Genomic DNA, 15,431 nt, shown 5'->3' on the forward strand with positions numbered 1-15,431 from the left:
TGTTTTCCTATTTTGATATAGATTCTTGCACGGTAGACTGCGCTTCTACTTTCTCTGACTTCACAAACCATAGACCGAAGAAAATGATGATTCCACCGATAATTTGCTGTAATGAAATATATTCTTTTGCCCATACAGCTGCAAATAAAACCGCTATAAGCGGTGTAATATACATATATACCATCGTGTGCGACGCACCAATTTTTTGTACACCAACATACCACATAACTAAACCGAATACCGTTACAAAGAAAATAGAATAAAGCAAGGCAAACCATGTCATCCCATTTGCAATATGAAATGGCATTGAAAAAACATGTGGTCCACTTAACACAGCAAGCGGAATTGCTCCAACAACTGCTGACCATGCCGTAACACGAAGAGCAGAATATTTTTTTATAAGAGGACCTGCTAAAACAGGGTAAAGTCCCCAGCATATTGATGTAATAAGTCCAATTCCGTTTCCGTAAGAGGAACTAACAAGTGAATGTCCCGCCAACAGAACAAGCACAGTACCACCGCAAGCAATAATAGAACCGATTAACTTTCGAGAAGAAAACTTTTCTTGTTTAAGCGAAATAGCAAATAAAGTTGTAAAAATAGGTGAAATAGAAATGAGTAAAGAGGCATTTGTAGCGGATGTATATTTGACAGTTTCCATAAATAACGTTTGATACAGTACAATACCTACAACGCTAACAATGATTAATCTTGGTATATCCTTTCGCTCCATGTAAAGTGACTTTTCAATAAAGAACGTAAGTAATAACAATAACGGTGCCGCTGCCATCATTCGAAGTGCCGTAAACTCAATCGCTGTAAACTCTAAAAGTCCGTATTTCGCAATCGTATAATTGACGCCCCATATAATAACAACACTTAAAATTAATAATTCAATTCCCCATTTTCTCATGCGTAATCCCCTCCGCAAAGAAAATTATACAGAAAATTCAATCACATGTACATTTCATTATGTGAAAAAAACAAAGACAGAGAGGCGTATCATATACGCCTCTCTGTCTTTGTTATACTCGAATATGTAGCTTCATATTCGGATTATAAAACTGGCTCGGACTCTTCAGTAGAAAATGCCCTCCAGATTCATGTAAATCAACCGTTAACTTATCATCCATAAATACAAGCTTTGTGCGATCTGCAATAAAGTTTAGTGCACTTGATTCAATATTTACATCGCGCTCATCTTTCTCTGAAACGGCTACTAAATCAATAATCCCGCTCATGACACAACCGCAACCTTCATTATCATAAAATAACTTTATATATTTCGCTTCACTTGGAATCGTATCCATAATCTTTTTATATGCTGCATCTGTTACAGTAACGTACATATGTGAATCTACATCCTCTCTTCTCATATCATTCATATATTGTACCACTATTTTTCTTAATTATTGTATACAGAAAATTAAGAAAAATGTTAGAATAGCAATGATAAAGGAGGAATCACAATGCCAGCCTTAAAAGAAATAGAGCGATTGCTTAATCATTTATTCCAAATTGAAAAATACGGAAAAGACAGTTCCTTTAGTCGTTTCATTCCAGCTACATATGATCAAATCCAGTTTCCGTGGAAACAATTTTTTGAAGCAAATTTTGTTGAACAATTTAATGGTCTTATGATACGAGGGGCTGAAAATGTAAACACAGTATTTTTGGCTGTCTTCCCTACAGATGATGTTCTTGAAAAATTCATTTCACAATCTATGACAGGTGATTTACTCTTTATGCACCATCCACTTGTGATGGAATGCGGTGATCCGCTCGGGAAATCAGGGCGAGGATTTGTTCCAATTCCATCGAAATATTTGCACGCAATAAAAGAAAAACAACTTTCTATATATACATGTCACGGTCCAATGGATTTTCATCAAACATATGGAACTAGTATTTCAATTGCAAAAGCACTTCAAGCTAATGTAATTGACGGATTTGCTCACGGTGGTCCTGAACAAGAGGCAGTCGGTCTCATTTGTGAAATAGATGAAACATCAACAGAAAAACTCCAAAAACATCTAAAAAAACTCTTCAACATTCCGTATACAGACTTTGAAGGTAAACAACATGACTCCATTACAAAAATTGCAATTATTGCTGGCTGCGGTGATGTCGTATCTTTAATGAAAGAAGCCGAAGAAAAAGGTGCTGAAGCTTACATTGCGGGGGAAATCCATTGTCATATTGATAACGAATACGGTAAGCATAAGTACTCCCTTATTATGGATTACGTAAAAGAAACAAATATGTCACTCATCGGTGTATCGCACTCTGCCTCTGAATTTTTAGTGAAAAAGACATTGATACACGATTGGTTTAAAGAAAATTTTGATGTGAGCATTACTTTGTTGCCGCAGGAAAAATGGTGGTTATAATTTTTAAAGAGGTATCTTACTTTAGCTACCTCTCTTTACTACATTTAAAATTTCATATGTTACTTTAAAAACATGATTAGCCCTGGAATTACTGACAGTGCTGTATACTCCGTTTTTTTAATTACCTCTATTTAAACTGTACTCTACAGAAAGAACTTTAATCAGTGGTGGATCCCTTCACTACTGATTATTAGTTGAACCAATTGGACCTTAACGCAGGATAAATCAATAAAAAAACATCACTTTTGACAAAGTGATGTTTTCTATTTATCTCTTGCACTATCATTAAATCGGCAACATAATCTCTACCGTCGTTCCAACTCCAACTTCACTTTCAAAGTTCAATTTACCGTGGTGATCTTTAATAATTTTTTCTGTAACTACTAAACCTAAGCCCGTTCCAGTTTCTTTCGTTGTGTAAAAAGCTTCATTTAGCTTCGGAATTTTATCTTTGGGAATACCGCATCCCTCATCTATAATTTGAATAACAATTACATCTTCTACTGTAACTTTTACAGTAATAGTTCCGCCAACTGACATTGCTTCAATCGCATTTTTTATTAAATTAAAAAATACTTGCTTCAATCGTTTTTCATCGCATGTGATTGAGGGTATATCCTTACTATAAATAGCCTGTATGTTTACCCCTTGTTCTAAAGCCGGTTTTTCCATAACTCGAATAACATAAGAGATGATTTCTTTTATATTATGAGTTTCTGATTCTATCGATTTAGATTTCTCAAACCCACTTAGTTCTGTAGCGATTGTATTAATACGATCTACTTCCTGCTTCATAATATCACTATAAATCTTATCTTCTGGATGTTTTTTCGCTTGCCTATTCACAAGTTTTTTCAATTTTGCTAGCGGTCTTTTAATCTTATCGCCAATTACTGTTGCCATTTTTCCAACCGTCGCTAATTTTTCTACCTTTTGTATTTCTTTATCCATCATTTCAAGTGTGCGAACGTAAGACTGGAGTCTTACAAGTATAATCCAACATATAATAGCAAACACGCTGCACAATGCCATTGGGATAAGCACAATAAAGGATTGAACAACGAATCCCATCAGTGCATATTTTCCGACAAGAACTCCGGCAACTAACCAAAAATACCTTTTATTCACAAAGATCGGTGCAAATAAAATAAAGAATCCTTCTACTATATTCCCACCATCAAATTCAGCATCACTTCCGTAATAAATAATGAAGTTATTAATAAAATCCAATATATTATAGCCAATTAAAATAATATACTTCACAATATATGGATTTTTCCGCTTCATACAATATATTCCGATAAGAAACAATAAAACCATCAAACTATATAACCATAAACCTAATCCTTCTCCAAAAATATCTGCTAACTTTTGATCTCCTTCTGATAAAAGGACCATAGCCTTTTCAGCAAAATCATACATAAAAAATATAACGAAGAATAAGCATAAAAATATTTTTAACGCCTTTATTTCTTCTTTTTCAAATATATAGCCTTTGTCCATATGATAGCTCCTTTTACAACACCTCTTACTCTTGTGTTACATTGCGCTCAAGTTTTTTCGGAAGCAGTATTTCTACTCTCGTTCCTTTCTTTACTTCACTAGAAATATGTAATTCTCCAAGGTTCTCTGTAATAATTCGCTCTGCTAACGTAAGGCCTAATCCAATTTTATCTTGCTTCGTTGTATAAAAAGCCTCTGTAACTCTTCCTAAATTCTCTTTTTTTATCCCGAAACCACTATCTACTATACTTATTACTACATAATCTCTTTTTTTATCTTCAACTTGTATTTGCAATGTTCCACCATGTTCCATTGCCTCTAGAGCATTTTTAATAACATACAAAAATACACCTTTTAATTTTCGTTTATCACATTCAATCTCACTTCTATTATGCTCTTCATTAAAGGTGAAATTTATATTTAACTCGTCCATTTTTTCATGCATTTTTTCTATTGCTTGTACTAGAACATCACTTACAATATGTTTTTCATAAACAGAAGGTTTACATGTAGCAACCTCCATTAATTCACTAATCATATTATTCATATTTTCTATTTCAAGAATCATTTGTCCATAAGTCGCATCTTTTTTGTGCTTCTCTTTTTGTAATTGCGTAAACCCTTTTAATGAAGCAAGTGGATTTTTAATTTCATGTCCGACTGTCGCTGCCATTTTTCCGATAACCGCCAATTTTTGTGCCTGACTAGCCTCGGCAATACTTTTCTTGACTGCTGAAAAATATTGCACAAATCGATTTAAAATAATATATGACACGAAAAGCAACAACATATTCATAACAAGAGGTATAAACCGATTCAGTTCTCCAAATACAAATAGGTATATCATATATTTTCCTATAAGAAATGGCGCTAAGATAAATAAATATCGTTTACTTAAAAATATTGGCACGAAGAAAATGAAAATAAATTCGATTACATTCCCTTCATCAAATGCTATTGTATTATGAAAAGCATACCATCCAATATTGAAAATCTCTGCAATCATGTATGCAAGTAAATATGTATATTTAACTAAATGTGCTTTTCCTCTCTCAAATAAGTAAACACCGATACCTAATATAATCATGATGTATGCAATCTTCAATATCCCTTTATGCCAATTTTCTAAAGGCATTTTATCTTCTAATATAATCGCATATGCAACCTCATATACAATCACAATGACATGCAGTACCCATAAGAAAATCTTAGCGTTTTTCTTTTCTTCTTTAGCAGATAGAAAGCTCTCTCCCACTTCAACACCCCTTCAAAATCATATCTCGAAGAATACCATTTATTATAATAAATGATTTTCATAGACAAACAAAGATAAATTGAACAAATGAGGAAAATCAATCCATGGACACCCAAATAAAAACTCTCTTAGAAATGCAAAAGAGTTTTTTTGCGTGTTAAACAAATTGTCAAATTATGTACAGAATCCAAATATGAAATGGATAAAATATGTAAAACATATATTTCATCCACGTCCGATTATAACCTCATTGTCCGTTATAAAGATTACTCCTCCTAATACATATTCTAGTTCCTAAATCCAGAGGGGCTTTTATTATAACTTTCTACTCATATAATATTAAAATGGATAAAAATTCACATATTTCTCACAAATCAATCACTTAAACGATTCTATTTTAATTTATACTAAATGTACAAGTAATACTCCCTAAACCCAGCTTGTCTGTTTACCCCGTTAAATACTATGAAAAAAGAACTTGTATCGTATACAAGTTCTTTTTGTCGCCTATTTAAATAATATATCCTTACTATATTGCTTTCCAATAAGTAAGTCATATTGAATAAGCTCATATTGCTTTAACATTTCTTTTTGTTTCGCTGTTAAACTTTTTATTGCTTCTCTGTCTTTTCCTATCTTCAATTCGTCACGAAGTACGGGAATTTCTTCATATAACTTCGATAAAAATTGATAGAACGGTACCTTATTTAATCCAGCATAATCAAGGACAAGATTTGAAAAATAAATTGGACTTACTAGGCCTAAATTGTCATTTGGTATATCAAAGTTTGCATACATTAATAACGGCGTTTGTGCCATCGCTAATCGTTCACTTGGTGTTTTTTCATTTGTTATATAACCAGTCTCTTTATAAAGAGATTTATTTGTTCCTAGTGATGGGAGATGATCGCCAAAGAATACTAATAATGTAGGTCTATCTAAATTATCTAGTTGCTCTATTAAATATTGCAGAGCTTCATCTGAACGTCTTAACCCTTCTGTATAAGTCTCTAATTCAGCTTTCGATTCTTCATTTTCTAATCCACTAATCTCTATTTGATTTTCGCCAAATCTTCCTTCTGTAAATGGAAAATGATTTTGCATCGTAACTGCATGAACAAACGTAGGTTTCTTTTGCTTCTCTAATTCAGTTATTATCTCTTTACTCATAGATAAATCGCTAATATAATCTCCATCAATTTCTACATTTTCCATCGTATCTTGTGCATTAAACTTATCAAATCCTAACACTTTATATACATCATCACGTTTAAAAAATGAGCGACCGAACGAATGAATAGCGCTTGTGTAATACCCTTCTTTTTTCAACGTTCGAGTAATCGATGGAATTTCTACTTTATTTGTAACGACTTGCTGATATGGTATAGATCCTGGCTTTAACAAACTCATTGAATAACTCGTTAACGCCTCAAATTCAACGTTCGCAGTATTTCCTCCAAATGCCGGCGAAATAGTTTGTCCACCAGGGAAACTTTCTATATAATGATGTAAATTCGGTAAAGGATCTTCACTAAAGGAAAGATTCGTTAATTTCGTTGGATCCCAAAACGACTCACTCATTACAAAAATAATATTTGGTTTCTCTTTTTGCTTCTGCACCCCTATATTGCTACTATATTGTTTCTTTACATCGTTTGCTATTTGAAGCATATTTTCTTTTGAATAGTTTTCCGGCTTTTCCATGACTGTCGTATCTAAATTACTTATAAAGCCTAACACAAAACCATTTGAAGCATAATTTTCATTTTGATTCCACAACACGAACTCTATACCCGACTTTTGAAACCATTTATTCATAAACGTATTCGAAAAATTACCATACGCATATAAAACAAAAACGGATCCTATTATAAATAGAACTCGTACGCCTGCATGAACCTTTACATTTTGAATATATTTCCTCACATACATACCCACCAAAATACAGGCAACAACACTTACAATAACGAGAATAATATAACCCCAACTAAAATAATCCATCACCATCGGTATAACAGATTGCATATGTCCAATCTGTGTAAAATCAGAAGGATATAGTGGGTCCCCTCTAAAAATAAGCTTTAAATGGTTTACAATACCTAAAATGACTAACGTGCAACTCGTTAAAATAACACTCAGAAAAAATTTCCCTAGCACACTATATACAAAAACATATATTGCATAAATTACTAGTAAGCTAAATATAAACTGCATATTATAATAGTAAATCCAATTTATCGCTTCTACGAAGTTCATATTAACTTGTAACACAATATAAAATAAAGTTACTACATGCGCTATAAAAAATAATATAAGATACACTCGAAGGGACGATTTAATTATGAACGTCTCTTTTTTATTTGAATACACAAAATATAAGATTGCACCCCATATTAAAATCATCATACTCCTTAAAATCAACTTATGATTAAAAATATCTTTAATCATATCTAAATTAAAAAACTTTAAAATCATAAACAGCACAGTTGTTACTAGTAAGGTCATCATGCCACTTAACATGGTAGAAATTAATATATTTCTTCTCTGAAGATGATAAAGTGTGTAACCATACTTCACTTCATTCCCTCTTTTCTATCTATTAATTTCACCCCGCATCGTAAAAACGCTTTCTATAAAAATAACATAAAACGTGTATTTCGTCTTGCGACTTGCTTTTACTATAAATATATTTTCTTAATTATGCCTTAATAATCAGTTAAATTTTGGAATTTAAACTATGGAATATTGAAAAATCAAATTACTACGCTCCACTTTATGATATAATAACTATGTTTTGGAAAACCTTAATACTATTAGGGTTTTATCATGAAAACAAGAAAGAATTAATAAAAAAGGAGATGCTCATTTTTGCTAAATAAGTTTAAAAGTTTGCCTAAAGCGGTATATGCAATTTTGGCGCTTTCTTTCCTGTTGCACGTTTTTTGTCTAGTAAAACAGCCGGGATTAGATGGAGAGTTAGTCAAAGTAACATATGGTGCAAATGATGCGTTTAACTATTCGTTAACAGCTGAACAATTATTAAAACATGGTGTATTTGGCTATGTGTATTTAGAGCCTAGTGAAGTTCCTGGAAAAAATGCATATATCACACCAGGTCAACCATTACTATTAGCTGGTGCTATGATTATTTCTGATGTTACATCAATTCCTTACTATTACGTGGCAACTGTTATTAATATGATACTGAACCTCGGCACAGTGTTATTGGTATTCTTAATAGGAAAAGAGTTATTTGAAAAGAATATTTATGGAATTGTCGCAAGTATTTTATATGCTATTTATCCAAGTAACTATACATACTTCCGTACATTACTAACAGAAGTTCCTTCAATATTCTTATTATCGTTAAGCGTGTATGTATTTGTTCTCGCTTGGAAATACAATAAAGTAAAATTCCATATATGGTTTGGAATTGTTGTTGCTATTTTACTTATGTTCCGTCCAAACCCGGCTCCAATGATGCTCATTCCTGTTCTTGTCGTCTTGTTCACATATGGATTTAAAGACTCAATTCGAATTGGATTATTATGGCTCATTGGCCCGTTCTTTATTATCGGCGCCTGGGTTGTTCGTAACTATTTAGCGTTTCATCAATTTATTTTATTCTCAACGCAAGGTGCGGACCCATTAATTGCCGGCGCAGATCCATTTAACAAAATCGGCTATGAAAATGTAGTTAACCAAATGAGAGCCCAAGGCTTAGAGGATAAAGGGGCCTACGCAAAAGATTTAATCAAAAATGGATTTAAGACGGACTTCACATATTGGTTCTCTTGGTTCACTGTTGGTAAAACAATTGAGTTATTCAAAACAGCTCCTGCTGTAGACCAATACCGTATTCATAATTTTATTCAAATGTGTCATAGAGTCTTTATCATCGGTACATTCTTAAGCAGTTTCTGCTTCATGCTAAATTCATTTAAACATAAACGCGTTATGATGCTAGTAGCAAGTTCTGTTATTTACATCATCTTCTCAAACTTATTCTTAGCAATTAATCGCTACGGATTTTTCATTAACCCTCTTATGTGCTTAATTCTTGCATATGGGTTAGTTTACGCTGTGCAGAAGCTTCCATTTTTCCGCACTAACCAAGCATAATAAAAAAGAGGTCGTCCAAAGATGGACGACCTCTTTTTTATTATCCAACACTTTGAACACGACCAATTTACCCATCTTGTAATCGAACTTTAATTCCGTACGTATGTGTTTCCATGTTTGTAAAAATATCTTTCACAACACCGCTCACAGTTTTACTATAATCTTTATCTAATTGGATAATTACATGTGAACCGACCAAAATTTGTGATCTTGTCGGCACGAGTTTCGGAAAACTATTACTATAGAAAAAACCTGTCATATGACAGGTTCTTTTCGTTATTTATTATGCAAGGGAAAATGTTAAAATGATTAGCATGTTTACTATATAAGAGGAAGCATCCATATTTTCCATATGATACTCACGATTACTATAAGTACAAAATCAAAAAAATCTAATCTCGGACCCTTTTTCATAGTCATATCTAGCCACATATGAATCCACTTCACTTCTTTGTATTTATGAATATTTTTCTTTGCAAATCGGTAAATGAGCACTTGCATGATGAAAATTCCAACTACGCAAATGAATAATAAGATGAGAAATTCAACCACGAAATTCCTCCTATTTTTGAAGTGTTTTCGCTACTATATGGTTCCTCAAAATCCATTCCTCAAACTGAGCACTTCCAAATTCCCAGCTCAAATCACGAGCATGTACAGAAAAAACGTAATAACCGGCATATTCGTCCATAAACATTCCTGCCTCTACATCATCTTTCTGAATACCGTATACTCCAAAATTAAAATACACATCCCATACGTCTTCATGCTTCCTCTTATAAGCAATCGATTCCATATCACATTCAGTTCCGAAATAATCAAGATGTAAATGTATGCTATCATCGTATTCGTACTCCATTTTATCACCCCTTATATTTGTACTTCTGTACTACCCAAAAAATTCCTGCTATATATACTCACATATGGGCACTAACCTACATATCATGCTTGTAGATTAACTTCTAGGAGGTGCCATATAGTGAAAAAATTAATAACCGTTTTTTGCATCATGTTACTAGCTGTTTTCACATTTGCTGCTTGTAGTAGCACAAAAGAAAGTACGAAAGAACAAGCTCAAAAAATTCGAGTTGGCGAAGTTACCCACTCTCTGTTCTACGCACCATTATATGTTGGAATTGAAAAAGGTTTTTTTAAAGATGAAGGCTTAAATATTGACTTACAAACAACCGCTGGCGGGGATAAAACGATGACTACCCTATTATCCGGCGGAATTGATATTGCTCTCGTTGGTTCAGAAACGTCCATTTATGTTCATCAACAAGGAGCAAAAGATCCTATCATTAATTTTGCACAGTTAACACAAACAGATGGTACATTTTTAGTTTCACGTAAAAAATTAGACACTTTTAATTGGAATGACGTAAAGGGCGTTACGTTTTTAGGACAGCGTAAAGGCGGCATGCCACAAATGGTTGGAGAATATGTTTTAAAGAAAAATGGCATTGATCCTCACAAAGATACGAACTTAATTCAAAATATCGAGTTTGCTAATATTGCAAATGCCTTTGCATCTGGTACAGGAGAATTTGTACAGCTCTTTGAACCGACTGCAAGTATATTTGAAAAAGAAGGAAAAGGTTATATTGTCGCTTCTTTCGGAGCTGAATCTGGCACTGTTCCTTATACAACGTTTATGGCAAAAGAAAGTTTCTTAAAGAAAGATAAAGCTGCTGCAGAAAAATTCACGCGTGCGCTATATAAAGCGCAGCAATGGGTTGATACACATAGTCCTGAAGAGATTGCTGATGCTGTTTCTCCACTATTTAAAGACACTTCAAAAGACATTTCAATAAAAGTCATTGAGCGCTACAAAAAACAACATTCTTATGCGACAAATCCATTATTAGATGCTGAAGAATGGAAACAGCTCCAAACGATTATGAAAGAAGCTGGCGAATTACAAAAGGAAGTTCCACATGAAACGCTCGTCAATACAAAAATTGCTGAAAGCGTCATTAAGAAATAGAGGCGAAATATATGAATTTTTTACAAATACGTAACGTTTCTCACTGCTTTTTTGCAAAAGAAAATGCCAAACTTATTCTTGAAGATATGAGCTTGCAAGTAGAAGAGGGGGAATTTATTTCTATCCTTGGTCCGAGTGGTTGCGGAAAAACAACGCTCCTCTCTATTATTGCAGGGCTACTCGACCCAATTGAAGGGACCGTATTTTTAGATGGTGAGCCGATTACAACTATGACCCCATCTATGGGCTATATGCTCCAGCAAGATTACTTGTTTCCGTGGAAAACAATTGAAGAAAATATTATGCTCGGACTTCATATTCGGAAAATTTATGATAAAAATATGAAAGAACATACATTAAAGCTTTTAAAGCAAGTCGGCTTACATGATATAGAACAGCAATATCCTCGTGAACTATCCGGCGGCATGCGCCAACGTGCTGCACTCGTTCGAACATTAGCGACCGATCCAAAAATTTTATTGCTAGATGAACCATTTTCCGCTCTCGATTATCAAACAAAATTAAAACTAGAAGAACTCGTCTTCACATTGCTACGTAAATATAAGAAAACATCACTACTTGTGACACATGATATTGAAGAAGCAATCGCAATGAGCGATCGTATTTATTTACTGCAAGCGAACCCTGGGAAGATTGCAAAAACATTCATCGTCCCAGATAGTATCCGTTCCTTATCGCCATTAGAAGCACGCCACCACCATGACTTCCCGGCCCTCTTCCAAGAAATATGGAAGGAGTTGGAACAACTTGGATAATATAAAACAACTACATGAACAGTTTCGAAAAAAAGAAAGACAACGTGCATGGTTAGCTCGCTCTTTACAACTTTTACTTCTTGTTCTTTTCTTTGCACTATGGGAAATAGCTAGCAAGAAAGAGTGGATTGATCCTTTACTCTTTAGCTCTCCTTCGAGTATTTGGGATCTCTTCTTAACGAAATGGATTGACGGTTCACTTTGGATTCACATATGGACGACATTACTCGAAACAGGAGTAGGCTTCATTCTCGGAACAGTACTCGGAGCTATTATCGCTACTTTCCTTTGGTGGATGCCCCTTTTAGCTCGCGTACTTGATCCATATCTCGTTGTCCTAAATGCAATGCCAAAAGTAGCACTCGGCCCAATTATTATTGTCATTTTTGGTCCAAATATTTCATCTTCTATCGCAATGGGGGTAATCATCTCCATCATCATTACCATTCTCGTTATTTACAGCGCATTTCAAGAAGTCGATTCCAACTATATAAAAGTAATGCACACATTTGGCGCAAATAAATGGCAATGCTATAAGCACGTTATTCTCCCTTCATCCTTCCCTGCCATCATTTCAACGTTAAAAGTGAACGTTGGCTTATCATGGGTCGGTGTTATTTTCGGAGAGCTCCTCGTTTCTAAACAAGGACTTGGCTATTTAATTAGCTACGGATTCCAAGTCTTTAACTTCACACTCGTCTTACTCAGTGTATTGCTCACTTGCGTCCTTGCAACTCTTATGTATGTATTTGTCGAAGCATTTGAAAAAATCCTTGTTGGAAAACGAAAAAGAAGCTGACTCAAAACCATACGCCAGAGTCAGCTTCTTTCTTTTATCTTTTATCGCACATTTTTGAATCATTTGTAACATTGCCATTAGCAACCGTAACTGTGTGGAAACAATCTTTCACACGCACCGTAACGACATTATCTTTTCGATCAATAATATGATAATCATTAAACTGTTTATTTAATGCACTACGAATTTGCTCTCCTTCAAAAATCGGAAAACCATGAGACATTACCCAAATGAGACCAGCAACAGCAAGAATCGTTTTCATACGTTTCATTACCTCCTCGAGAGTAAACTTATAGTCCCTATACTATGCGCATTATAATTGTGTCTAATTTGTGACATTTTTATACTAATTCTATTTTAAAGCTTCAGTTCCTGCTTCTTTTTATTAAAAGACTGAATTTTCAATTTTATCAACATAAAAAAAACGCAAAGGACGGAACGTCCTCGCGTTTTCATTTGATCGACTAAAAATATATCGAACATAACTCCAATTATATCGACTTACCGACAAATAGTGAAAACTACACTATGACTGCTCTATATCCCTCGAAATATCATATAATCCCGACAACACTTCCGCTCTCATTTTTACAAGCTCGGGGAATTGATAGAAGAAGGCAATTTTTTTATGTTTTAATTCTGATCCTTCTTTCACCTTTTTTGAATCTTGTAAAATAAACGCTGTAAATGTATCCGCAATATCCTCTGCCACATTTGTCGTCCCATACAGTGAAACAAAATCATCATGCTTTTCCTTAAAAAATTCCATTTGAGCTTCTTCACTTTCTTCCACTTTCTTTTCAATCCATTCCTGCTCAATTGGTTTCCAGAAAGATGTATGGAATTGATTTATATAAGAATTCTTCTTCGCACAGCCTTCTTGTAAGAAAAGAGATTCACATTTATTTTGGTATGATGAAATATCTTTATCTTCTTCAAAAGCTTTTAAGTACTTTTCGTTTACTGGTATTTGTTTATGCCCCAGCGTCAATACATGAGCCGTCTCATGTATTAACGTTTTTATCACTTGATCGATATTTACTGCAGAATCAAGCGTATCTAAACTAATGGTCCACTCTTTCGGATACTCCATACTTGGCATAACGTGGGCGACAATTCCGTCGTAACCATCTGTTACCATGTCAAACTCTTTTATGTCAGTGCGATACTTAGCTGGAATAAGAGTGCTATATATCTCCCATAACGATTCATGATAATCCCTATCTTTACGTTGCTTTAATACTTCTTCTTTCGCTTCCTTATCCTCCTCAAAAGCCTTATTCAATCGTTTACGATCTAGTTTGTCGAAATAAGGATCTATAATTTCATCACCATCAATATAATAAGAAGCTAAAAAGAAATAATTTTCATCATCCTCTTTTTTCTTCTCTGCTTCTTTCCTATCATTACTTACATGTTCTTCTACATCATAATCCTCTGGTACCTCAAGTTCTGAAAGTCCATCTATCTTTTTATATACTTTTTGAAGTGTTTTATCTCCTATTTGCGTGCATTCTTCTGTCGTTTCGCACACATCTTTCTTCTCTCTTTTCGAAGTTTGCTTCGTCATATCACATCCAGCCACTAAGCCAATTGAAATAATAAAACAAACTAACCTTCCATACAGTTCCTTCATATAAACCTCCATCGCTTCATTCTACAAAAATATAATAATCATTTTCTAACAAATATGCGATAATTACTTATGAAAATATCCCTATTTTTTAAGGAGGTTACTTATGATTCGTGCAGTACTTTTCGACCTAGATGGGACACTATTAGATCGTCGTCAATCTTTAAAGCAATTTATTCACGACCAATACAATCGCTTTTCTCTTCATTTTATAAACATAGAACGAGCCGAGTATTGTTCTCGTTTTCTTGAACTCGATAATAATGGCTACACTTGGAAAGATAAAGTATATGCTACTCTCCTTTCCGAATACAACATTACCACTTTAACACAAGAGCAACTGCTGCATGACTACACTACAAACTTTCAACATCACTGCATTCCTTTCCAAAACATGCATGAATTACTTCAGCAACTAACTCAGCACAATATAAAAATTGGTATTATTACAAACGGCTTTACTGACTTTCAAACAAATAATCTTCGTGCCTTAAACATACATACGTATACAAATACAATTCTCATTTCAGAAGCAGAAAAAATTAAGAAACCACACCGAGAAATTTTCGAACGAGCTTTGCAAAAGCTAAACGTAAAAGCTGAAGAATGCCTTTATGTTGGGGATCATCCAGAAAACGATGTGCTTGGAGCTGAAAACGTAGGAATTCGGGGCGTTTGGAAGAAGGATTTGTTTTGGGGTGATTTTGAACATTCACGTGTGGTGGATGATTTGTTAGAGGTGATTTCGTTTTTAGAGGTGGAGATTCAGTAAATTTTTTAAACGATATGATAGTAAATGAAATTATATTAGCGATTTTCCGAATATATCGACCACAACTCCAAATATATCAGCGATTTTTAAAATATATCGATTTACCGACAGAAACTGACAATAATAAGAGGAGGCTTTGATTCCTGAATGTAAAGGTATATTCACACCATTTTTGGGGGCAAAAAAAGAAACCG

Annotated in this window: 15 protein-coding genes and 1 pseudogene; 6 read left to right on the forward strand and 10 right to left on the reverse strand. The window is 34.0% G+C overall.

What is annotated here, in order from left to right:
- Positions 1-7: 7 nt before the first annotated feature.
- Both ACTFQM_RS18680 and ACTFQM_RS18685 read right to left on the reverse strand, forming a co-directional pair.
- Positions 8-913, reverse strand: a complete 906-nt coding sequence (locus tag ACTFQM_RS18680) for a DMT family transporter (RefSeq protein WP_025148897.1) — start codon at positions 911-913, stop codon at positions 8-10.
- 112 nt (positions 914-1,025) lie between these two features.
- On the reverse strand, positions 1,026-1,349 hold the full coding sequence (locus ACTFQM_RS18685; RefSeq protein ID WP_025148896.1) for an iron-sulfur cluster biosynthesis family protein: 324 nt from the start codon (positions 1,347-1,349) through the stop codon (positions 1,026-1,028).
- Between the two features lie 120 nt (positions 1,350-1,469).
- Here ACTFQM_RS18685 and ACTFQM_RS18690 point away from each other — a divergent pair, with 120 nt between their 5' ends.
- Entirely contained in the window at positions 1,470-2,390 is a 921-nt protein-coding gene (locus ACTFQM_RS18690) for a Nif3-like dinuclear metal center hexameric protein (protein WP_440035607.1), read from the forward strand.
- A 285-nt stretch (positions 2,391-2,675) separates the two neighbouring features.
- Here ACTFQM_RS18690 and ACTFQM_RS18695 read toward each other — a convergent pair whose 3' ends face one another.
- From ACTFQM_RS18695 to ACTFQM_RS18705, 3 genes are all read right to left on the reverse strand, one after another.
- Positions 2,676-3,893 carry an ATP-binding protein gene (locus tag ACTFQM_RS18695; protein ID WP_440035610.1) on the reverse strand — a complete coding sequence of 406 codons (1,218 nt, stop codon included), beginning with the start codon at positions 3,891-3,893 and terminating at the stop codon, positions 2,676-2,678.
- A 25-nt stretch (positions 3,894-3,918) separates the two neighbouring features.
- Positions 3,919-5,148, reverse strand: a complete 1,230-nt coding sequence (locus ACTFQM_RS18700) for an ATP-binding protein (RefSeq protein ID WP_440035613.1) — start codon at positions 5,146-5,148, stop codon at positions 3,919-3,921.
- 507 nt (positions 5,149-5,655) lie between these two features.
- On the reverse strand, positions 5,656-7,725 hold the full coding sequence (locus ACTFQM_RS18705) for an LTA synthase family protein (protein ID WP_440035615.1): 2,070 nt from the start codon (positions 7,723-7,725) through the stop codon (positions 5,656-5,658).
- Positions 7,726-8,016: 291 nt separating this feature from the next.
- On the opposite strand from ACTFQM_RS18705, the gene ACTFQM_RS18710 reads away from it, so the two are divergent.
- Positions 8,017-9,270, forward strand: coding sequence for a glycosyltransferase family 39 protein (locus tag ACTFQM_RS18710; protein ID WP_429699920.1), 1,254 nt, complete (start codon positions 8,017-8,019; stop codon positions 9,268-9,270).
- A gap of 67 nt (positions 9,271-9,337) precedes the next feature.
- Here ACTFQM_RS18710 and ACTFQM_RS18715 read toward each other — a convergent pair.
- From ACTFQM_RS18715 to ACTFQM_RS18725, 3 genes and pseudogenes are all read right to left on the reverse strand, one after another.
- Positions 9,338-9,487: pseudogene (locus tag ACTFQM_RS18715) on the reverse strand (DUF2196 domain-containing protein); the annotation flags it as partial.
- A gap of 104 nt (positions 9,488-9,591) precedes the next feature.
- The gene (locus ACTFQM_RS18720) at positions 9,592-9,822 is read right to left on the reverse strand and encodes a hypothetical protein (protein WP_025148889.1); all 231 of its coding nucleotides are present in this window, start codon (positions 9,820-9,822) and stop codon (positions 9,592-9,594) included.
- Between the two features lie 10 nt (positions 9,823-9,832).
- Positions 9,833-10,129: a DUF3986 family protein gene (locus tag ACTFQM_RS18725; protein WP_440035618.1), complete on the reverse strand. Its 297-nt coding sequence runs from the start codon at positions 10,127-10,129 to the stop codon at positions 9,833-9,835.
- A 120-nt stretch (positions 10,130-10,249) separates the two neighbouring features.
- Between ACTFQM_RS18725 and ACTFQM_RS18730 the strand changes: the two genes are divergently transcribed.
- The 3 genes from ACTFQM_RS18730 to ACTFQM_RS18740 are packed head-to-tail and all read left to right on the forward strand — an operon-like array spanning position 10,250 to position 12,832.
- A complete protein-coding gene (locus tag ACTFQM_RS18730; RefSeq protein WP_002173896.1) occupies positions 10,250-11,257 on the forward strand; it encodes an ABC transporter substrate-binding protein in 1,008 nt (335 codons plus the stop codon).
- An 11-nt stretch (positions 11,258-11,268) separates the two neighbouring features.
- The gene (locus ACTFQM_RS18735) at positions 11,269-12,033 is read left to right on the forward strand and encodes an ABC transporter ATP-binding protein (RefSeq protein ID WP_440035621.1); all 765 of its coding nucleotides are present in this window, start codon (positions 11,269-11,271) and stop codon (positions 12,031-12,033) included.
- The gene (locus ACTFQM_RS18740; RefSeq protein ID WP_002173898.1) at positions 12,026-12,832 is read left to right on the forward strand and encodes an ABC transporter permease; all 807 of its coding nucleotides are present in this window, start codon (positions 12,026-12,028) and stop codon (positions 12,830-12,832) included. Before ACTFQM_RS18735 ends, ACTFQM_RS18740 begins: the two co-directional genes overlap by 8 nt.
- A gap of 34 nt (positions 12,833-12,866) precedes the next feature.
- Here ACTFQM_RS18740 and ACTFQM_RS18745 read toward each other — a convergent pair whose 3' ends face one another.
- Both ACTFQM_RS18745 and ACTFQM_RS18750 read right to left on the reverse strand, forming a co-directional pair.
- On the reverse strand, positions 12,867-13,094 hold the full coding sequence (locus ACTFQM_RS18745) for a hypothetical protein (protein ID WP_002173899.1): 228 nt from the start codon (positions 13,092-13,094) through the stop codon (positions 12,867-12,869).
- Between the two features lie 264 nt (positions 13,095-13,358).
- Positions 13,359-14,468: a recombinase family protein gene (locus ACTFQM_RS18750; RefSeq protein WP_440035624.1), complete on the reverse strand. Its 1,110-nt coding sequence runs from the start codon at positions 14,466-14,468 to the stop codon at positions 13,359-13,361.
- A 103-nt stretch (positions 14,469-14,571) separates the two neighbouring features.
- Here ACTFQM_RS18750 and ACTFQM_RS18755 point away from each other — a divergent pair, with 103 nt between their 5' ends.
- Positions 14,572-15,237: an HAD family hydrolase gene (locus ACTFQM_RS18755; RefSeq protein ID WP_440035626.1), complete on the forward strand. Its 666-nt coding sequence runs from the start codon at positions 14,572-14,574 to the stop codon at positions 15,235-15,237.
- The last annotated feature ends 194 nt before the right edge of the window (positions 15,238-15,431 follow it).

The sequence above is a fragment of the Bacillus cereus group sp. MYBK30-2 genome (genome assembly GCF_051915945.1).
GTDB classification, from domain to species: Bacteria; Bacillota; Bacilli; order Bacillales; family Bacillaceae_G; genus Bacillus_A; species Bacillus_A paramycoides.